Source organism: Oxalobacteraceae bacterium OTU3CINTB1 (assembly GCA_024123955.1).
Taxonomy (GTDB): Bacteria; Pseudomonadota; Gammaproteobacteria; order Burkholderiales; family Burkholderiaceae_D; genus Rugamonas.
This window is the reverse complement of record CP099652.1, coordinates 762,554-782,140: the sequence shown is the minus strand read 5'-3', so window position 1 is coordinate 782,140 and position 19,587 is coordinate 762,554. Positions and strand designations below refer to the sequence as shown.

The 19,587-nt window shown below is 66.0% G+C and carries 15 protein-coding genes; 8 read left to right on the top strand and 7 right to left on the bottom strand.

What is annotated here, in order from left to right:
• Positions 1 to 54 precede the first annotated feature (54 nt).
• Complete coding sequence (locus NHH73_03400; GenBank protein ID USX27360.1) at positions 55 to 1,638, bottom strand: DUF3369 domain-containing protein; 1,584 nt, start codon at positions 1,636 to 1,638, stop codon at positions 55 to 57.
• A 289-nt stretch (positions 1,639 to 1,927) separates the two neighbouring features.
• Between NHH73_03400 and NHH73_03395 the strand changes: the two genes are divergently transcribed.
• A complete protein-coding gene (locus NHH73_03395) occupies positions 1,928 to 2,404 on the top strand; it encodes a chemotaxis protein CheW (GenBank protein ID USX29775.1) in 477 nt (158 codons plus the stop codon).
• Here NHH73_03395 and NHH73_03390 read toward each other — a convergent pair.
• Together NHH73_03390 and NHH73_03385 are read right to left on the bottom strand one after the other, a co-directional pair.
• Entirely contained in the window at positions 2,401 to 3,375 is a 975-nt protein-coding gene (locus NHH73_03390; GenBank protein USX27359.1) for a J domain-containing protein, read from the bottom strand. The two genes, NHH73_03395 and NHH73_03390, sit on opposite strands and share 4 nt — an antisense overlap.
• 160 nt (positions 3,376 to 3,535) lie before the next feature.
• Positions 3,536 to 4,687 (bottom strand): SAM-dependent methyltransferase, encoded by a 1,152-nt coding sequence (locus tag NHH73_03385; GenBank protein USX27358.1) that lies wholly within the window; start codon positions 4,685 to 4,687, stop codon positions 3,536 to 3,538.
• Positions 4,688 to 4,759: 72 nt separating this feature from the next.
• Between NHH73_03385 and NHH73_03380 the strand changes: the two genes are divergently transcribed.
• From NHH73_03380 to NHH73_03365, 4 genes are read left to right on the top strand one after another with little or no spacing between them, the layout of a single operon-like run.
• Positions 4,760 to 5,569 (top strand): SDR family oxidoreductase, encoded by an 810-nt coding sequence (locus NHH73_03380; GenBank protein ID USX27357.1) that lies wholly within the window; start codon positions 4,760 to 4,762, stop codon positions 5,567 to 5,569.
• A 43-nt stretch (positions 5,570 to 5,612) separates the two neighbouring features.
• A complete protein-coding gene (locus NHH73_03375) occupies positions 5,613 to 6,011 on the top strand; it encodes a dihydroneopterin aldolase (GenBank protein ID USX27356.1) in 399 nt (132 codons plus the stop codon).
• A 1-nt stretch (position 6,012) separates the two neighbouring features.
• A complete protein-coding gene (gene ttcA, locus NHH73_03370) occupies positions 6,013 to 6,972 on the top strand; it encodes a tRNA 2-thiocytidine(32) synthetase TtcA (GenBank protein ID USX27355.1) in 960 nt (319 codons plus the stop codon).
• Between the two features lie 40 nt (positions 6,973 to 7,012).
• Positions 7,013 to 7,252, top strand: coding sequence for a hypothetical protein (locus NHH73_03365; protein ID USX27354.1), 240 nt, complete (start codon positions 7,013 to 7,015; stop codon positions 7,250 to 7,252).
• 311 nt (positions 7,253 to 7,563) lie between these two features.
• Here NHH73_03365 and NHH73_03360 read toward each other — a convergent pair whose 3' ends face one another.
• The 3 genes from NHH73_03360 to NHH73_03350 all read right to left on the bottom strand — a co-directional run bounded on the left by NHH73_03360 (position 7,564) and on the right by NHH73_03350 (position 12,000).
• The gene (locus NHH73_03360; protein ID USX27353.1) at positions 7,564 to 9,354 is read right to left on the bottom strand and encodes a M14 family metallopeptidase; all 1,791 of its coding nucleotides are present in this window, start codon (positions 9,352 to 9,354) and stop codon (positions 7,564 to 7,566) included.
• Positions 9,355 to 9,436: 82 nt separating this feature from the next.
• Positions 9,437 to 11,029, bottom strand: coding sequence for a S41 family peptidase (locus NHH73_03355; GenBank protein ID USX27352.1), 1,593 nt, complete (start codon positions 11,027 to 11,029; stop codon positions 9,437 to 9,439).
• Positions 11,030 to 11,088: 59 nt separating this feature from the next.
• A complete protein-coding gene (locus NHH73_03350; protein USX27351.1) occupies positions 11,089 to 12,000 on the bottom strand; it encodes a LysR family transcriptional regulator in 912 nt (303 codons plus the stop codon).
• Between the two features lie 104 nt (positions 12,001 to 12,104).
• Between NHH73_03350 and NHH73_03345 the strand changes: the two genes are divergently transcribed.
• Positions 12,105 to 13,313: an MFS transporter gene (locus NHH73_03345; GenBank protein USX27350.1), complete on the top strand. Its 1,209-nt coding sequence runs from the start codon at positions 12,105 to 12,107 to the stop codon at positions 13,311 to 13,313.
• A 12-nt stretch (positions 13,314 to 13,325) separates the two neighbouring features.
• Here NHH73_03345 and NHH73_03340 read toward each other — a convergent pair whose 3' ends face one another.
• A complete protein-coding gene (locus NHH73_03340) occupies positions 13,326 to 16,019 on the bottom strand; it encodes a TonB-dependent receptor (protein ID USX27349.1) in 2,694 nt (897 codons plus the stop codon).
• A gap of 161 nt (positions 16,020 to 16,180) precedes the next feature.
• On the opposite strand from NHH73_03340, the gene NHH73_03335 reads away from it, so the two are divergent.
• Entirely contained in the window at positions 16,181 to 16,912 is a 732-nt protein-coding gene (locus tag NHH73_03335) for a 4Fe-4S dicluster domain-containing protein (GenBank protein USX27348.1), read from the top strand.
• Position 16,913: 1 nt separating this feature from the next.
• On the top strand, positions 16,914 to 19,547 hold the full coding sequence (locus tag NHH73_03330) for a molybdopterin-dependent oxidoreductase (GenBank protein ID USX27347.1): 2,634 nt from the start codon (positions 16,914 to 16,916) through the stop codon (positions 19,545 to 19,547).
• Positions 19,548 to 19,587 lie beyond the last annotated feature (40 nt).

Genomic DNA, 19,587 nt, shown 5'->3' with positions numbered 1-19,587 from the left:
CCGCCATTTATGAGCCGCCGGCGGCGCACGCAATGGCGGATTACGGCGTTCCGCCTAATCCGGCGTGCGGCCTATCGTCGGATCGCGCTCGATCAACTCCAGCAGCGACGCCACCACCTCCGGGTCGAACTGCTTGCCGGCGCGCTCGGTGATGTAGGTCATCACCTCGGTGTGCGGCCACGGTTCCTTGTACGGCCGCTCGTGCAGCAGCGAGTCGAACACGTCGACCACGGCGACGATGCGCGCGGCAACCGGGATGTCGGTCCCTTTGAGCTGGTTCGGATAGCCGTTGCCGTCGAAATGCTCGTGGTGGCCGCCGGCGATCGCCGCGCCATACGTCAGATAACTCACGCCGTCGACCATGCCGGCGGCGCGCTCGAGGATCGCGCGCCCCACCGCCGCGTGGGTCTGCATCTGCGCCCGCTCCTCGGGCGTGTGCGCGCCCGGCTTGAGCAGGATGTGGTCCGGCGTGGCCACCTTGCCGACATCGTGCAGGATGCTCGCCAGCCCGATCATCTCGAGCAGCTGCGGCGTGATCTCGTCGGGATAGGAGCCGCGTTCGGCCAGCCGCGCGGCCAGCGACGACGACAGCTGCTGCACGCGCCGCACATGGCCGCCGGTGCCGCTGTCGCGGAACTCGGCCAGGTCGGCCAGCGCCACCACGGTGGCCTCCTGCGCCTTGCGCAATTGCCCGAACATGTACAGGTTGTCGAAGGCGGCCGCGATGCGCTGGCAGAACACCTCCAGCAGGTCGCGCTGGATCTGCGCCAGGGGCCACGGCGGCGTGACCGAGATGGCCACCTCGCGGTTTTCCTGGGTGTGGATGAACAGCACGTTGGCCGGGTGGTCGAACTGGCTTTTCTTTTCGGCGAAGGCTTTGGCGATGGTCGGCCACAACGGATGGCCGGTCGGCATCAGCTCGGACTCGCTCAGTTGCGCGTAGCCGCCGGTGGCCGCCACCACGCTGGTGACGCCGGTGTCGCCCTGCATCAGGCATAGCACGCCGTCGGAGCCGACGTCGAGGATCGCGCTGACCTGATTGAGCACGCCGGAGGCGAATTCGCGCAGCGAATGGATCTGGTACAGATTGGTGGCGCCGGCCAGGATCTTGCCCAGGCCGATGCGGCTGCGTTCGAGCATGTTGAGGCTCTCGTACGCGCGCAGCGCCGAGATCACGGTGGTGAACAGCTTCTGCGTGGTCAGCTCGGTCTTGGCCTTGTAGTCGTTGATGTCGTATTCGATGATGACGCGCTGCTCGGGCGCCTGGCCCGGCTGGCCGGTGCGCAGCACCACGCGCACGATGGCGTTGTGCAGCTCCTCGCGGATGCGGCGCGCCAGTATCAGGCCGGCGTCGTCGGTCTCCATCACCACGTCGAGCAGCACCAGCGCGATGTCGGGCGTGTCGCGCAGGATGTCGAACGCTTCGCGCCCGCTGTAGGCGGAGAACAGTTCGAGCTCGCGGCCCTTGAAGCTGACGTTGCGCAGCGCCAGGCGCGTGACGGCGTGGACGTCGGCGTCGTCGTCGACGATCAGCACGCGCCATTGGCGCTGGTCGGGAGCGCCCGCCCCATCGGCCGGCTGGTCTTCCTCGTCTTCCTCGATCAGCCAGTCGTCGTCTGAGGCGGTTGCATCTGTCATACACAAATCTCCTGGAGGGTCCGGCGTCCGGCCGCGCCGTGTGCCTGAGCTGAGGCTAGCATAATCAGATTCCCCCCCTGTGACAAGCTCCATGGAAGCGATAGCAACAGCGCGCCGCTTTTTACCAAACGGCGCCTTCCCAACGCTCGTCACGGCGCCCCGACTCTGCTACTCTTAGAAGGCGGCTGCCACCGTGGATCAACCTTTCAAGGACCACAACAAGGTGCCGCGACGGGCCGCCCAGGGACACAAATACGACAAAAACAACGACACGACAAGGACCATCGCCATGCAAGAAAACGCCGCCGATATCGCCGGCCGGGAGTTCCTCGCCTTTACGCTCGGCGCCGAGGAATACGGCATCGACATCCTCAAGGTGCAGGAGATCCGCGGCTACGAGGCCGTCACCCGCATCGCCAACGCGCCGGAGTTCATCAAGGGCGTGATCAACCTGCGCGGCATCATCATCCCGGTGGTGGACATGCGCATCAAGTTCAACCTGGGCGCGCCGGTGTACGACCAGTTCACGGTCGTCATCATCCTCAACATCAACGGCCGCGTGGTGGGCATGGTGGTCGATTCGGTGTCCGACGTGACCACGTTGACGCCCGAGCAGGTCAAGCCGGCGCCGGAGATGGGCACCGCCTTCAGCTCCGACTACCTGATCGGCCTGGGCACCATCGACGAGCGCATGCTCATCCTGGTCAATATCGACAAGCTGATGTCGAGCGAGGAAATGGGCCTGATGGAGACGGTGGCGAGCTAATTGCTGACCGGCAGCGTGTCGGCCTCGGCGGCGGCGGTGCGGCTGGGGGCCGCGCCGCCGCCGGGACCGGCGCCGGAGCAGCCGCCGCGGTTGGCGGCGGGGTCGAGGTTCTGGTAGCGGATCTCGTACTTGCCATTCGATAGTTTGTCGACCATCAGCTTGTCGTGCGCGCGCACATAGGCGTAGCGCACATTGGCGCGCCGCTCGACGTCGTAGACCTTGATGAACACGGCCGAGGCGTTGTTGGCGTTGTCGACCATCAGCTGGATGTCGTCGCCGCGGTTGCCGACGCTGAAGCCCTCGATATAGCCGGAGTTGGCCGGCCACGGCTCGCCGTTGGGCGAGACCAGGGTCTGGCTGTCATGGTCGCAATCGGGCGTCACGCCGGGCAGCACGATCTGCGACATCGCCACCACCTTGACCGGGGCCCCCTTGGGCGCCGGCGAGGTGTCGGCTTCCGGATAGAACGATTGCGGCCCGGCCCAGTCGTCGCGTTCGCGCTCGCGCGGTTCGGCCTTGGCCGCGCGCACCGGCTCGGCCTTGGCGCCGCCGCGCACCTTGCCGCCGAGCGCCGCGTCCAGCAAGGCCGACTGGGACGCCATCGTGCCGCCCAGCCAGCCGGCCACCAGGCAGCCGGCCAGCCCGGCCCACCACTTCCATTTGCGCAGCGGCGCCGCCAACGGTTGCGGCTCGTCGACCGGCTCGGGATTCCAGCGGTCGGCGTCGTGGCGGTACTTGTCGGCGCCCCGGCCGTCCTCGTTGCGGGTGCTTTCCAGCCACTCGATCTCCCACTCCTCGGCGGCGATCCATTCGTCGTGCTCGCGGCGGCGCTGGGTGTCGGACAAGGTGTCGTAGGCGCTGTTGAGAATGGCCATGATGCGCGCAGCCTTTTCATCCCCCGGATTTTTGTCCGGATGGTATTTCTGGCTGAGGGCCTTGTAGGCGGCACGTATGACTTCCTGAGGCGCCATGCGCGACACTTTCAGGTTGTCATAGTGAGTGTGTATCTTTCCCATTGGTCCCATGGCGTTAAATCGGCGCTCGATCCTGCATCATAGCCGATCTTGGCCCGCCCATCCCGCCGTTCAGGCGGCGGCGGCCTTTGCCTTTCCCGCCATTGTGTCATTTTGTCTACAAACGATGACTGCGGTCATGCATTGTGATGGCGTCGGGCAATGTGACGTTCTTTCCTATAACCAAGACTTTAAACAATTCGCCCATCTCGGCCGGCGACAGCAGTTTTTGCACGGCGCCCGCCCGCGGCAGGTAATGCTTGGTGTCGGCAGGGTCGGTGCGCATCAGCAGCTCGCCGATGCCGGCGCCGATCAGGAAGGCGGCCTGGTTCAGGTACGCCAGCACGCCGGCGCCGGCGTCCTGCGCCGCCAGCGCCATCGCCGTGAAATCGACGTGGGCGGTGATGTCCTGCAGGCCGGGGTAATAGAACGGGTCCGGATGGGCGTGGTGGCGGTAGTGGCACATCAGGGTGCCGGTGGCGCGCAGGTCCAGATAGTATTCGTGCGCCGGGAAGCCGTAGTCGAACAGGAAGGCGGCGTTGGCGCCGCCGTCGCGCAGCATGCGCCCCAGGGTGGCCATGAAGCCGCAGGCGACGCCGTGCACCTCGGTGACGTAACCGACCGGCAGTTCGGCGTGGCCGGCGACCTGGCGCTCGATCTGCGCCAGCAGCGCCGCGTCGGCCGGCGCCTCGAGCCAGTCGAAGCGGCCGTCGCGCACCGTCACGCGCAGCTCCTGCCAGCCTTGCGGGTGCCTGGTGACCAGGTGCACCGGCATGGCGTCGAGCACCTCGTTGCCGAAAACGACGCCGTCGAAGGCGTCCGGCAGCGCGTCGAGCCATTCCACCTGCGGGAAGTCGCGCAACCGCTCGCGCTGGCGCGCGCGCAGTTCGCCGGACAGTTCGACGATGAAATAGCGCTCGACGGCGACGCCGTCGGCCGCCAGCGCGCTCAGGATGTCGAACGCCAGCTTGCCGGTGCCGGCGCCGAATTCGAGGATGCGCGACGCGCTTTGGGCGATAATAGCGGCTGCGACACGCGCCAGCGCGGCGCCGAACAGCGGCGTCAGTTCCGGCGCGGTTGTAAAATCGCCATCTTTGCCAAGCTTGGCGGAGCCGCCGCTGTAGTAGCCCAGATCGGGCGCGTACAGGGCCAGCTCCATGAAGCGGGCGAAGGAAATCGCGCCGTCATGGCGTTCGATGTCGGCGGCGATCAGGTTCTGCAGGGCGTGGGACGCGGCCAGCGCGTCGCTAGAAGGTACGGGTAGGGACATACCGGCATTGTAGCGAATCGGCGCAGGTGCGTGATATTACGTGACACCCACAACATTTTTTGAACAGCGACTATGACCACAACGCAGCACTCCACCTCCCCCACCCCGGCAGCGCCGGCGCCCGTCCGCGTCGCCCTGGTGACCGGCGCCGGGCGCCGCATCGGCCGCGCCATCGCGCTCGGGCTGGCGCGCGCCGGCTGGGACGTGGCGGTGCACTACCGCGCCTCGGCGGACGAGGCGCGCCAGGTGGCGGCCGACATCGTCGCGCTGGGCCGGCGCGCCGTCGCGCTGCAATGCGACCTGTCGGACGAAGCGGCGGTGCGCGAACTGCTGCCGCGCGCCATCGCCGCCCTCGGGCCGGTGCGCTGCGTGGTCAACAACGCCTCGCTGTTCGACTACGACAGCGCCGCCGATTTCACCGCCGCCCGCCTCGACGCCCACATGCGCGCCAACGTCGCCGCGCCGATTTTGCTGTCGCAGGCGCTGCACGCGGCGACCGTTGGCAGCGGCGGCGAGCCGGCCGCCGTCATCAATCTGCTCGACCAGAAACTGTACAATCTCAATCCTGATTTTTTGTCGTACACCCTGTCCAAGGCCGCGCTGCACACCGCCACCACGATGCTGGCGCAGCAGCTGGCGCCGGCGGTGCGGGTGGTCGGCATCGCGCCCGGCATCACGATGGTGTCCGGCGACCAGACCGAAGCCGGTTTCGCCAACGCGCACCAGCAAACCCCGCTGGGCCGTTCCAGCACCCCCGAAGACATCGCCGACAGCGTCGTCTACGCCGCCTCGGCGCGCGCCATGACCGGCACCACCCTGCTGGTCGACGGCGGCCAGCACCTGATGCCGCTGCCGCGCGACGTGATGTTTTTGGCTAAATAAGCTCGCTGAATAAGTAGAATTTAAATCGAAAGAAGGTAATCCCATGTTGTCCGCCCTGTCCCACCCGAGTCTGACCGACTGCCGCCGCCTGTTCCTGCGCAATTACGAAGTGCTGATCAACATCGGCGTGTACGAATTCGAGAAAAAGGGCGAGCAGCGGCTGCTGATCAACGTCGACCTGTACATCCCGCTGGCGGTGTCGACGCCGACCCACGACCAGCTGGACGAGGTGGTCGACTATGACTTCATCCGCGACACCATCGCCAAGCTGATGGCGCGCGGCCACGTGCAGCTGCAGGAAAGCCTGTGCGACGACATCGTGCGCGCGATGCTGGACCACCCGCGCGTGCGCGCCGCCCGCGTGTCGACGATGAAGCCGGACGTGTACCCGGACTGCGAAGGCGTCGGCGTCGAAGTCTTCAAGATCAAGGACAACGTCTGATATGAACGCCCCACTGCACCTCCCGCAAGAACACCACGCCGCAGCCGCCGCGCCGGAGCGCGACCCGACCGATTCGCGCCGCTTCGAGCTGCTGCAAAAGAAGCTGCGCACGCAAACCGGCAAGGCGATCGTCGATTTCGACATGATCACCGAGGGCGACCTGGTGATGGTCTGCATGTCCGGCGGCAAGGACAGCTACGCGATGCTCGACATCCTGATGCACCTGCGGAAAATCGCGCCGGTCAAGTTCGACCTGATCGCGGTCAACCTCGATCAAAAGCAGCCGGGCTTCCCGGAGCACGTGCTGCCGGAGTATTTTGAAAAGATCGGCGTGCCGTACAAGATCGTCGAGCAGGACACCTACAGCATCGTCACCGAGAAGATCGAGCCGGGCAAGACCACCTGCTCGCTGTGCTCGCGCCTGCGCCGGGGCATCCTGTACCGCACCGCCAAGGAGCTGGGCGCGACCAAGATCGCGCTGGGCCACCACCAGGGCGACATCCTCGAGACCTTCCTGCTCAATATGTTCTACGGCGGGACCATCAAGACCATGCCGGCCAAGCTGACGGCCGACGACGGCGAGAACGTGGTGATCCGCCCGCTGGCCTACTGCCGCGAGCAGGACATCGAAAAATACGCCGGCAAGATGGGCTTCCCCATCATCCCGTGCAACCTGTGCGGCTCGCAGCCGAATTTGCAGCGGCAGGCGATGAAGGAGATGCTGGCGACCTGGCAGCAGAAAAATCCGCTGTGGATCAAGAGCATGTTCACCGCGATGGGCAACATCAAGCCGTCGCACATGATGGACCGCGGCCTGTTCGACTTCAGCAAAAACGAAATGCGCGAAGCCGAAGGCGCCTTCACCGGCGACATCCTGTTCGACAAGGACGAGAGCATCACGCTCGATGGCGTCAACGGCGCGTTCGCGATCCAGAGCGAAGTGCTCAAGCGCGCGCCGTAACAGGCATATAATCAAAGCCGGTTCTTAACGGGAGTGCGTCATGAGTGACAACCTCAACATCGAAGTCGCGATGTCGCCTGAATTGAAGCAGGCCATGGACAAAATCGAAACCTTGTCCGGCCAACCGGCTGAATCAATTGCGCAAGATGCGCTGAGGCACTACGTCACTTGGCGGGTGCCGCAGTTGCTCGATCTGCAGGAAGCCGTCGCTGCGGCAGACGACGGCGATTTCGCCTCGAAGGACGAGGTCGACGAGTGGTTCGCTCGTCATGGCGCCTGACCTGCAAACCCACTGGTCTTGATTACTTATCGCATCAAAGCCGGCCGGATTGAGATACTTCAGATTTGGCACACTGCGCGAAAGCGATAGCTCCACCACCTTGCTCGGGACCAGCGAGATGCAAGCCCAAACCACACCGTGCGGGAACGAGTCTCTTTCGCTGGTCTCTTTCGGTCTCTTTTTGTCTCTTTTCTACTCCTGCCTGCTTTAAAACAGGCGGGAGACCGAAAGAGACCAAAAGCGACAAAAAGAGACAGCCAAAAGAGACCGTTTCCCGCACGGGCTATTCAGCCCACCGCCCCCCTCCCCGCTTAAAACTTCTGCGCCGTGCGCATCACCGGGTAGAGGTTGAAGCGCTCGTCCCACGACGCATGGCGGCGGGCGAAGAACTCCAGGCGCGCCTGCTGGCTCTTGTTGAACTCGGCGTCGGTGTCGAGCTTTTTCTGGAACTCGGCGCGCAGCGCCGGATCGGCTTCGAGCTGCTCGCGCGCGACGTCCTCGGCCACATACTCCTCCATGTACTCCTTGCGCTCGAAGGCATTATTGAACTCGCCCCACGCCAGCAGCGAATCGGCGCCGCGCGGCTCGAGCATCGTCATCACCAGGCGCGCCTTGGGCTGCGCGATCGGCACAAACAGCGAACCCTTGGCCACGCTGCGGCGTTCGCGGCCCCAATCGCCTTCGACCGCCAGCGACTGCCGCCCTTCGAACGACTGCGCGCCGAATGTGGCTTTGCTGGCGCGGAAAGTCTCCACCTCCGCCGCCATCTGGTCCGCGCCCAGCACCTTGAACGTGATGCCGTGCTGTTTCAGCTTGGCCGCCACCCGGGGCGCGTCGGCCAGCGGCACCAGATAGCCGCCCCTTGGCGCGGCCACCCGCAAATCGGGCACGATCTCGTCGCGCAGGGGCACGGTCCACATCTGCGGCTTGCTTTCGTCGTAGTGCGTCATCAAACCGCCCGACACTTCCGAATGCGCGCGCGTGTATTCGTAGCCGGGGAACTGGATGGTCTTGGTGTTGTAGGTGGTGCGATAGCTCAGCGGCACCTCGGCACCGGCCAGCGCCGCCGCGCGCGCGTCCGCCTCGCGCGCCGCCTTCAGCCACTGCTGTCCGTGCGCGCCGACCTGCGACAGCAGCGAGACGATGGTGTTGCGCGTGATGCGCACGCGGGTCGGATAATCCTTCCACGAGTGGGTCTCGACCAGCATCGCGAAGCGGTTACGCATCGGGAAGTAGCCGGTCGAAAAACGCGGCGCCGGCATGCTGTCGACAAAGCCGGAGGTCGGATCGTCGTTGAGCGCGAACGAGATGTAGTACGGCTTGGGATCCGAGCCCTGCGCCGCGAGGTCCGCCATCACGGCGGTGCGCAGCGCCAGGCCGGCCTGCTTCAGGTCCTCGTCGCCGCCGTGCACCGGCTCGACCTGGATCGAGACGTCCGGCTGGAACTTGGCGCCGTCGGTCACGTGCAGGTCGATGTAGGCCAGCGGGTCCCAGGCGTTCACCAGCGCCAGCATGGACTGCATCTCCGGGGCGTCGGCCTTGACGTAGTCGCGATTGAGGTTGTAGTTCTGCGCCGTCGTGCGCCAGCCCATTTCGACCGGGCCGCGCTGGTTCGGCCGGTTCCATTTGCCGAAGCGCTCATGGCCGTCGACGTTGAACACCGGGACGAACAACAGCACCTGCTTGTCCAGCGCGCCGGGGGCGGCCTTGTCCTCCAGCGCCTCGCGCAGCGCCAGGAAGCCGGCGTCCTTGCCGTCGATCTCGCCGGCGTGGATGCCGCCCTGGACCAGCAGCACCGGCAGACCGCGCTTTTTCGCCTGCTCGGCGGTCAGCGCGCCGGTGCGCGAGACGGCCAGCGCCAGCATCGGACGGCCTTCCGGCGTGCGGCCGAATTCGAAGCATCGCACCTGCTTCGGATAGGCCTTCTGGAAGCGCGCGCACAGCGCGACCACCTCGTCGTAACGGCCGGTGTTCTGGAAGCCGGATCGCTCGGCGATGGTGCTCAGGGAAGCGGCGGCGGTGGCCGGCGCGGCGCCGGCGGTGGTGGCGGTGATGGCAGTGGTGGCGGAGGCAAAGGCAAGCAGTATGGCGGAACGGATCATGGACGAACTTCCAGCGTGGGGTTGATCGACCGGTGCCTGCGCCGGCACCGGGTACGCTGGAAATTATAGTCGGCTTTGCGCGCTAGCGATTGCGGATCGCGATTTCCCTGGCCTGTGGGCGCACCAGCGTCATGGCGCCGGAACCGATGGTGGCGGTGGCGGAGCGCGCGCGGTTCATGGCCGGCTGCGCCGGGCAGGCGCCGCTCGCGCGGTAGCTGAGCGCCGTCGATAGCAGCCGCTCGGCGCTGTCGCCCAACACGTGATCGAAGTCGTCGTCGGCGCGGCAGGTCGGCTGGAAACCATCGGCGTAGTCGCCGAAGCCCTTGTGGTTGGCGCCCTGCAGCTGGATCGCGAAGTAGGTGGTGCCGCAGTTATTCGCCGGCACAAAGCCGTATGGCTTGCCGCAGGTTTCGCCGCCGATCAAATTGACTTCGACGTCGATGCCGCGCAAGCCGTTGATCACCGATTCACTGGCCGAGCAGGTGCCCGGCGTGGTCAGGATGGTGACGCGCTTGAGCCCCAGATAGGGCAGCGCGGCGCCGGCGGCCAGCTGCGACGACTTGAAGCCGTAAGCCTTGGTGCGGAACATGTCCGGCGGCTGCGGCGTGGTCTTGTCGTTGTATTGCAGCTGCTCGAAGATCTTGCCGCTGGTGGCCGCGGGTCCGGCGATCATGTAGGCCAGCTCGTTGGCCACGGCCAGGTAGCCGCCGCCGTTATAGCGCATGTCGAGCACCAGATCGACGATGTTGGCCGCCTTGAACGTGCCGATCGCCTTCGCCAGCTCGCTCTCGGACAGCTGATTGTGGTCGTCGAACTGCAGGTAGCCGACCTTGCCGGTCGGCGTGTCGATGGTTTTGACGTTCTGCACCGGCGGATTGCTCACCTGCCTGGAGGCCAGGTTGACCGTCAGCGGCACGCCGGCGCGCGTCAGCACCAGGCTGTGCGTCTCGCCGGCGGTGGCGGGGAACAGGCCGGCGTTGAGCCGCGCGACGCCGTCGCTGGTCGTGTCGGTCAACGCGACGCCGTCGACGGAGAGCAGGCCGTCGCCGCGCTGCAAGCCGGCCAGCGCGCCGGGCGACGCCGGCGACACCATCGCCACCGCCCATACGCGCGGCGCCGCCGGGTCGGCGTTGCGCGCCCAGGTCACGCCGTAACCGACCTCCGTGCCGGAACTCGACAGCCCTTCCCACACTTCGGTCGGATAGGTGAAGTGGAAGCGGTCCTTGGCCCGGCCGGAGGCGGTGGTGGCAAACGTCTTGTAGTCGGCGAAGAAGTCCACCGCGCGCGTGTAGTTCTCCAGCCGCGGGTTGGCGGGCAGCTCGCGGTACCACAGATAGGTCTCGCTATAGAAGGAGCGCAGCCACTTCAATTCGTCCATCAGCGAACCTTGCCGGTCCGAGCTGCCCGGAAGCGGATGCTCGCAGCGGTTGGCCAGCGCCAGCCAGTCGGGTGGATTGTTGGGATCGATCACGGGCGGGCCCACCGGCGTGGACGGAGTCGGATCGGGAGCGGGCGACGGCGTCGGCACCACCGGTGGCGTCGGCGTCGGCGTGACGCCGACCGGCGGCGCGGGGGTGGCCGCGGGCGCGTCGCCACCGCCGCCGCCGCCGCACGCCGACAGCAGCGCCAGCGACGTTGCGGCTGCTGCCGCCAAACGTATCGAATGTTTTTTCATGGGAATATTATAGACCGGCACGGCGTCCGGGATGCCAGTAAAACAACGCTTTTTACAATTCAGGCTTGCAGGTCGGCATCGTCGCGGAACAGCCCGGCCAGCCAGGCGGCGAACACGTTCAGGCGCGGCGACGCCATGCGGCCTTGTGGATACAGCAGCGAAATCGGCATCGGCGTCGGCGGCATGGCGTGCAGCACCTCGACCAGCGCGCCGCTGGCCAGGTGATGGCGCACCTGGTAGCGCGCCGCCTGGATCAGGCCCATGTCCTGCAGCGCGCAGATGATGTAGGCGTCCGGATCGTTGACCGCGATGGCGCCGCGCACGGCCACCGTCACCACGCGGCCGTCGGCGACGAAATCCCAGTCGAACGGACGGCCGGTGCGGCCGGAAAAATGCGTCACGCCGCGATGCGCGTGCAGGTCCTCCAGCGTGCGCGGCACGCCGTGGGCGGCCAGGTAGGCCGGCGAGGCGCAGGTCAGGAAGCCCATGCTGCCCAGGCGCCGGCCGATCATCGATGAATCCTGCAGGTCGCCCACGCGCAGCGAGCAGTCCAGCCCTTCGCGCGTCAAATCCTTCACCTGTTCGCTCAGGGACACGACCAGATCGATCTCCGGATAGTCGCGGCAAAAGGCGCCGATGTGCGGCATGACCAGGTTGCGGCCGACCGCGCCGGGCAGCTCGACCCGCAGCCGGCCTTTGGGCGTGGCGGCGCGCTGGCCGCGGAAAGTGCCCTCGGCGTCGTCCACCGCCTGCAGGATATCGAGGCATTTCCTGAAGTAGTCGGCGCCGTCGGGCGTCAGCGACAGGCGGCGCGTGGTCCGCTGCAGCAGTTGGGTGCCCAGAAACGCCTCCAGCTTCTTGATCGTCGCCGTCAACGCGGCGCGCGGCAGGTCCAGCGTTTCGGCCGCCTTGGTGTAGCTATTGGCCTCGACGATGCGCACAAACACCTGCATGGCCTTCAAACGATCCATGATTGTTCATATAAAGTGAAAAGTATGGGAGCATTATGCCCTAATTATCTTCATCGCCGTTTCGCCTACACTGGGCTCATCGAAATTCCATTCCTGGAGCCATCATGAACAAATCTTCGGAAACCGACATCAGCCCCGGCATGGTGCTGTTGCTGGCCGCCGCGACGGGCCTGATCGTCGCCAACCTGTATTACGCGCAAACGCTGGTCGGCCCGATCAGCGCCGCCACCGGCCTGTCGGCGCAGGCGGCGGGCCTGATCGTCACGTTGACGCAGATCGGCTACACCATCGGCCTGCTGTTCGTCGTCCCGCTGGGCGACCTGCTGGAAAACCGCCGCCTGATCGTCAGCGGCCTGCTGTTCACATCGGCGATGCTGGTGCTGGCCGCGTTCAGCACCAGCGCCTGGGTGTTCTTGACGGCGGCGCTGGGCATCGGCCTCGGCTCGGTGGCGGCGCAGATCATCGTGCCGTTCGCCGCGCACCTGTCGAAGGAATCGACGCGCGGCCATACCGTGGGCAAGGTGGTCAGCGGCCTGCTGTTGGGGATCATGCTGGCGCGCCCGGTCGCCAGCCTGGTGGCCGACGCCAGCAACTGGCACGTCGTCTTCGGCGGCGCCGCGATCATCGTGCTGGCCGTGGCGCTGGTGCTGCGCGCCAAACTGCCGCTGCGGGTGCCGACGTCGAACATCACCTACCCGGCGCTGATGGCGTCCCTGTGGCACCTGTTCCTGCGCACGCCGCTGCTGCGCCGCCGCGCCGCCTACCACGCCGGCCTGTTTGGATCGTTCAGTTTATTCTGGACCGTCACGCCGCTGATGCTGGCCGGTCCGCAGTTCCACCTGTCGCAGACCGGCATCGCCATCTTCGCGCTGGTCGGCATGGCCGGCGCGGTGGCCTCGCCGATCGCCGGGCGCCTGGCCGATGCGGGCCACACCCTGATGGCGACGGCCGCCGCGCTGGCGCTGGGCGTGGTCGGCTTCGCCCTGCCGATGATCGCGCCGGAATCGCGCAACGTCGGCCTGGCGATACTGGTGATCGCCTCGATCGTGCTCGATATGGGCGTGGCGGCCAACCTGGTGCTCGGCCAGCGCGCCATCTTCACCCTGGGCGCGGAGGTGCGCAGCCGCTTGAACGGGGTGTATTTCGCGCTGTTCTTCGCCGGCGGCGCGCTCGGTTCGGCGCTGGGCGGCTGGATGTTCGCCACGCACGGCTGGCATGCGGCGCTGCTGACCGGCATGGCCTTCCCGGCCCTGGCGCTGGCGTATTGGGTGACGGAATATGCGGGGCATGGCGGATTGGCGCGCAGCGCGTAATCCGCCAATGCGTCAGGAACCGAAATGGTAGTTCAGTTCCACCCAGCCTTGACGTCCGACCGGGCTGTAGCTCCCGACCGGGTAATACGGCCAACCGCCGCTGGTGTCGCTCTTGACCTTGTTGAACAGGTTGTTGACCGCCACGGAGATCGTGGTGCTCGGATTCAAACGATACACCACGCTCGCATTGACCAGCGTCGTCGGCGTCAGATACGCCTCGCCGGCGCCGTTGGGCACCTTGCTGTAGCGCTGCACGAACAGCGTGTTCGACCACTTCTCCAGATTCCACGTCACACTCGCATTGAGCTTGTCGCGCCAATCCGGATTGGTCAGGTCCTTGAGGTCGTCGTTCAACGGATCGCCCGAGAACTGGCGCGACTTCTTCTCCAGCGTCTTCGAATAATTCAGCTTCGAGACGAGCTGACCCCAGCCGGCCGTGCGCAGCACATGCTTGACGCTGACATCGATGCCGTTCACGCTGGTGGACGCGGCGTTGATCGGATTGACCGTGATCTGGCGGATCTCGCCCGGCTTGTTGAGCGCGGTGAGCGGGTTGCGCTCGATGCGGGCGATGGCGTCGGCGCATGTCGGCGACGTCAGGTCGCCGGCCATGCGGCAATCCGATTCGTCGCGCAGCAGCTTGTCGGCGCTCAGGTTGGTCACCAGATCGTCGATCTTGATGTTCCAGTAGTCGAGCGAGACGTCGAAGTCGGCGCTCGGGGACCACACCAGGCCGAGGCCCGTCGAACGGCCCCGCTCCGCGCGCAGGTCCTTGCTGCCGTTCTGCACATAGTCCGATCCCGGCGAGACGTTGGCGAACTCGCAATCGGCCACCGGCTGGCCGGCCTTCGCGCAGCGGTAGTAGTCGGTGGTCGACGAATAGTAGCCGGTGCCGCGCGCCTTGAAGATATAGTTCATGTCCGGCGCCCGGAAGCTGGTAGCGTAGTTACCGCGCACCAGCACCTGCTTGACGGGACGCCATTCCAGGCCGCCGTTGTAGGTGGCCTTGCCCTCGCCGCGGCCGGCGTAGCTGTAATGGTCGTAGCGGCCGGCCAGCGTGGCCGAGAGCTGCTGCAGCAGCGGCACGTTCGCCTCCACGCCCAGCGCGTAACGCTTGCGGGTGCCGGCGGTGACGTCGGCCGGCGGCGCCAGGTTGAAGTAGCCCTGGTTGATGCGTTCATCGGGACGGTTCGAGAACCCCTGCTTGCCCACCTCCGCCACCGTCGCCAGCCTGACCGGACCGGCCGGCAGCGCGAACGCCTCGCCGTTGGCGGACAAGCTGAGAGTATTGGTCCACGACTTGTCGTCGCTGTGGGTGAAGCCGGTGATGCTGTCGAATTCCGTCGGCGTCAAACGGCGCGTCAGGCGCGACTGGTCGGGCGCGAAGATTGCCACGCCGTCGGCGTCCACGCCCAGTTGCGGGCCAAGGAAGAAGCTGTCGATATTGGCCAGCGCGCGCGGCGCCTTGGCCTGGCTTTTGTAAAGCGACGCCGTGTAGGCCGCCTCGTACTGCCAGCTGCCGGCGAGCTGCCCCTTGGCGCCGAACGACAGCGAACTGGCTTGATCGTCCCAGGTGCGATTGTAGCGATCAACGCCGCCCATCTCCTCCGGCGAGATGTATTTGTTCCACGCTTCGTAGTTGCCGGTGTTCTGGTTGACGAAATAGGCGTCGGTGAGCGAGCGCGAGGTCCACGACGGGCCGCGCGTGTTGTTCGCGCTGCGATTCTGGCCGTATAACCCCTCGACGAACAGGGTGGTGGAAGGCGACAGCTCGTAGTTGGCGCTGCCGAACACGTTCTGGCTGCTGTTTTTGGTTTGCGTGGTCCAGTAGGTGGGACCGACGTTCGGGCTGGCGCAGTAGCTGCCGGTCCTGGCGGTGTATTTGACGGCGCTGCCGTTGAAGACGTCGCCCAGGCCCGCGCAGGCGTCGCCCAGATCGACATAGCGCCCGCTGGTGACATTGCGCCGGCCCAGGATCGAGGTCGGCGCCACGCCGGTGCGGGTGCTCATGAAATCGCGGTCGCGGCTCCACAGCGGATCGCGCTCCAGCAATTCGATGCTGAACAGGGTATTGAATTTGTCGAAAGCGTGGCCGCCGGTGACCTGCAGGCGCTTGTCGCCGCCGCCGCCGCGCGAAGTACCGCCGGCTTTCAGGTTGATATCGTAACCTTCCGCTTGTTTTTTCAGGATGATATTGACCACCCCCGCGATCGCGTCCGAGCCGTAGACGGCCGACGCGCCGCCGCTGAGGATCTCGATGCGCTCGACCACGCTCGAGGGGATGTTGGCCAGGTTGGTGAAGTTGACCGTGCCTTCATAGGCGATCGGGAAGTCGGCCATGCGACGGCCGTTGAGCAGCACCAGCGTGTGGTTCGGCCCCAGGCCGCGCAGGCTGATGGTGTTGGCCGACGGCGTGAAGGTGTTGCCGTAGTCGGCGCCCTGCGTGAAGCCGCTGTTCTGCGCCTGGTTGTTCAAGGCGTCGAAGACGTTGCGGTAGCCCTGCTTGGTGATGTCCTCGCCGGTGATGATGGTGACGGCGGACGGCCCCTCGAGCGTGGCGCGCGGAATGCGCGAGCCGGTGACGACGACTGCGGGCGGGTTCAGGGTTTCCGAGCCCGCCACCTGCGCGCTCGACGAGCCGGCAGCGCCGCACAGCAGCGCGATAGCGCCTGCCGCCAGCGGATTCAATTTAAATTGTGTTTGCACTGAAGTGGTCCGATGAAAGATAGGGATGCCATTTTATCAACCGCCGGGTTGGGAATGAACGAACGAATCCGCACAAGCTTATGCGTTATTTTGGTGCATGCGCCGGAAGCGCCGCGCCGCTGCTCTACAATCGCAGTTCGCGCATCTCACCGGGGACATTCATGACCACAACCGCCAGCGCCGGCCCCAAATGGGGCATGGCCATCGATCTCGAACGCTGCATCGGCTGCCACGCCTGTTCGGTCGCCTGCAAAGTCGAGAACTCCGTCTCGCTCGGCCACTTCCGCACCAAGGTGTATTACTACGATTTCGCCGCCCTCAATCCGTACAACCAGCAGCCGACGACCAAGCGTGCCTTCCTGCCAACGCTGTGCATGCAGTGCGAGGACGCGCCCTGCCTGGACGCCTGTCCCACCGATGCGATCACGCGTGGCGCCGACGGCATCGTGCGCATCGACGACGCGGTCTGCGACCGTAGCCGCGATTGCATCAAGGCCTGTCCCTACGGCGCTATCCACATCGATCCGGTGGCAGAAGTGGCCGACAAATGCGATTTCTGCTCGCACCGGCTGGACGCCGACATGGAGCCGGCCTGCGTGGAGGTCTGCCCCGCCGAGGTTTTCGCCTTCGGCGACTTGAACGACCCGGCCAGCAAGGTCAGTCTGTTCCATGCCAAACACCGCGCGCAGACGGCGCCCCTCAAGCCGGAGGAAAAAACCCGTCCGCTGGTGCAGTACCGGGGTCTGGGCGGCGTGGTGCCGCGCGCGATGGAGCGCAAGATCCCCAAGGGCCGCAGCCACGACCCGTTCTCGTACGAGGTCGAGACCTGGGACCAGCTCAAGTCCGAGTTCCCGCCGGCCGCGCCGCGCGCCAACAAACCGCGGGGAGGCTGACATGGACCGTCGTGGATTCATCAAAAACGGCATCGGCTCGATGGCCACCCTGGGTTTGGGCGAGACCATCCTGCTCACGCCAAACGCCGCCGGCGCCATGAACTACCGGCCGGCCGCCGACGGCCGCCAGCGCAAGGTCAAAAACGATTACCGCAGCGCCAAGCGCGTCACCAGCGTGTGCCTGAACTGTTCGACGGTATGCGGCATCGAGGCCTTCGTCCAGGACGAAAAGGTGATCAAAATTCGCGGCAATCCGCTCGACCCGAACATGGGCAGCTACATGACCTGCGCCAAGGGCCAGTCCGGACCGACGATCAACGACTATCCGGAGCGCCTGCTCTACCCGCTAAAACGGGTGGGCGCGCGCGGCGAGGGCAAATGGCAGCGCATCAGCTGGGAGCAGGCCTACACGGAAGTGGCCGAACGGATCAAGGCCAGCATTGCCAGCGGCCACCCTGAGCGGGTCGCGCTGCACCAGGGCCGCTCGCGCATCGACGCCGAGATCAACCGCTTCCTGAGCGCGATCGGCACGCCGGTGCAGCTGAACCACCGCGCGCTGTGCTCCTCCAACAAGCGCGCCGCCAATTACGTCTCGCTCGGCGAGACCGACTGGGAGTCGATCGACGCCGAGCGCTGCAAATACTTCCTCAACTTCGGCGCCAACTTCTACGAGGCGCACCAGGGCGGCCTGCACCTGGTCAGCCGCGTGGTCAAGGCGCGCTTCGACCACGGCGCAAAACTGGTCACCTTCGACGTGCGCCTGTCCAATACCGCCGGCCGCAGCGACGAATGGCACCAGCCCTTCCCCGGCACCGAGGGCGCCGTCGCGCTGGCGATGGCGCACGTGATCATCCGCGAAAACGAAATCGACCACGACTTCGTCGCCAAATTCGTCCAGCCGGGGTTGGAGACAATGCGGGCCTGGCTGGCCACCTGCACGCCGGCATGGGCGGCCAAGCTGTCCGGCATCGCCGCGCGCGACATCGAACGCCTGGCGCTGGAGTTCGCGCGCCTGCGGCCGGCCGTCGCCGCCTTCACCAACCGTGGTACCGGCGCCCACTACAACGGCTTCAATGCCGAACGCGCGGTGGTGATGCTCAACGCGCTGGTCGGATCGATCGCCAAGCCGGGCGGCTATTGCTACGGGCTCGATGAAAAGCTGTCCGCCAGCCGCTACCCGCAACCGCAACCCGTTCCGCCGAGCCCGAAAATCCGCACCGACCTGGAAGATCCGCCCGAATGGCCGCTGGCGAACCGCTGGCAGAAGATGAAGGTCGGCCAGATCGTCTACGACTACCTGCGCCAGGGCCGCGCAAAGCTGGACGTCTACATCAGCTACACGCTGGGATCGCCGATGACCTGGCCCGAGGGCCGCAGCACCACGGTCGAAGTGCTGCTGGACGAAAAACTGATTCCGTTCCACGCCTGCTCGGACGTGGTCTATTCCGAGATGGCGCACTATGCGGACCTGATCCTGCCCGACGCCACCTACCTGGAACGCTGGGGCATGGACATACGCAACAACCTCGAGCTGACCCACTACGTCGCGCTGCGCCAGCCGCTGACACCACCGCCGGGCGAGGCGCGCAGCTTCGCCGACGTGCTGTTCGACATCGGCCGCAGGCTCGCGCCCGAACAGGCCAAGTATTTCCAGTTCGGCAGCCACGAGGACTTCGTGCGCGCGCAGTGCGCCAAGCTGCCGACGACGGGGCCGGACGGCCGGCAATTCAAGGATGGCTTCGAATATATGAAGCATTACGGCGTGTTTGCCGACCGTTCGCAGCCCAAGCCTTACCAGGTCTATCAAAAGCCGCTGAACGACAAGCAGCTGGAGGGCAGCCGCACCGATGCCGGCACCGGCGTGATCTACCGCGCCAACGATAAAGGCAAGGAGGTCGCCGTGGGCGTGCGGGTGGGCGACGCGGCGGTGCGTGGCTTCACCACGCCGTCGCGCAAGTTCGAGGTGCACGCGCCGGAGATCACGCAGGTGGCCAAGACGCTGGGCATCGTCGATGACGGGCTGCCGACCTTCGCGCAGATCCCTTCGCACCGCAACCTGCCGGCGGACCGCTTCATCCTGACCACGTTCAAGTGGAACGTGCACACGCAGGCGCGCACCGCGTCGCAAAAATACCTGACGGAGATCGTGCACGACAATCCGATGTGGATCAACGCCGGCGTGGCCAAAAAGATGGGGCTCAAGAGCGGCGACATGGTGGAGCTGACCACTTACCGGCCGAGTTCAGGGCCGGCGGACAAGGCCGAGCAGCATGCCTATCGCGGCACCGGCGAGAAGATCGGCTCGGCGCGGATGCGGGTGTTCGTCACGCGCGGCATGCACCCGCGCGTGGTGGCGGTGTCGAATTCGGTGGGCTGGATCAGCGGCGGGCGGGCCAGCGAGGGACGCAGCGGACGCCGGGTCGAGGTGGCCGCGCGCGGCATCGCGCCAGACGCGGCCAAAGGCTTCGGCCCGGCGCCGGCACTGGACGATTTGAATGCGGGGGTATGGTGGGACGAAAAGAACGGTGGCAAGGGCAATGGCGTCAACATCAACGCGCTGCTGCCGATCAACCCGCAGCCGCTGGTGGGCATGCAGGCGTGGTTCGATACCGTGTGCTCGCTACGTAAGGTGTAAGCAAGAACCGTGGTCCGGTCGGGGCGGATGGGCACATGCG

What these genes read in the sequence shown, in the direction of transcription:
- NHH73_03400 (USX27360.1), bottom strand. Translation starts at nt 1,638, where the DNA reads ATGACAGATGCAACCGCCTCAGACGACGACTGGCTGATCGAGGAAGAC.
- NHH73_03395 (USX29775.1), top strand. Translation starts at nt 1,928, where the DNA reads ATGCAAGAAAACGCCGCCGATATCGCCGGCCGGGAGTTCCTCGCCTTT.
- NHH73_03390 (USX27359.1), bottom strand. Translation starts at nt 3,375, where the DNA reads ATGGCGCCTCAGGAAGTCATACGTGCCGCCTACAAGGCCCTCAGCCAG.
- NHH73_03385 (USX27358.1), bottom strand. Translation starts at nt 4,687, where the DNA reads ATGTCCCTACCCGTACCTTCTAGCGACGCGCTGGCCGCGTCCCACGCC.
- NHH73_03380 (USX27357.1), top strand. Translation starts at nt 4,760, where the DNA reads ATGACCACAACGCAGCACTCCACCTCCCCCACCCCGGCAGCGCCGGCG.
- NHH73_03375 (USX27356.1), top strand. Translation starts at nt 5,613, where the DNA reads ATGTTGTCCGCCCTGTCCCACCCGAGTCTGACCGACTGCCGCCGCCTG.
- ttcA (USX27355.1), top strand. Translation starts at nt 6,013, where the DNA reads ATGAACGCCCCACTGCACCTCCCGCAAGAACACCACGCCGCAGCCGCC.
- NHH73_03365 (USX27354.1), top strand. Translation starts at nt 7,013, where the DNA reads ATGAGTGACAACCTCAACATCGAAGTCGCGATGTCGCCTGAATTGAAG.
- NHH73_03360 (USX27353.1), bottom strand. Translation starts at nt 9,354, where the DNA reads ATGATCCGTTCCGCCATACTGCTTGCCTTTGCCTCCGCCACCACTGCC.
- NHH73_03355 (USX27352.1), bottom strand. Translation starts at nt 11,029, where the DNA reads ATGAAAAAACATTCGATACGTTTGGCGGCAGCAGCCGCAACGTCGCTG.
- NHH73_03350 (USX27351.1), bottom strand. Translation starts at nt 12,000, where the DNA reads ATGGATCGTTTGAAGGCCATGCAGGTGTTTGTGCGCATCGTCGAGGCC.
- NHH73_03345 (USX27350.1), top strand. Translation starts at nt 12,105, where the DNA reads ATGAACAAATCTTCGGAAACCGACATCAGCCCCGGCATGGTGCTGTTG.
- NHH73_03335 (USX27348.1), top strand. Translation starts at nt 16,181, where the DNA reads ATGACCACAACCGCCAGCGCCGGCCCCAAATGGGGCATGGCCATCGAT.
- NHH73_03330 (USX27347.1), top strand. Translation starts at nt 16,914, where the DNA reads ATGGACCGTCGTGGATTCATCAAAAACGGCATCGGCTCGATGGCCACC.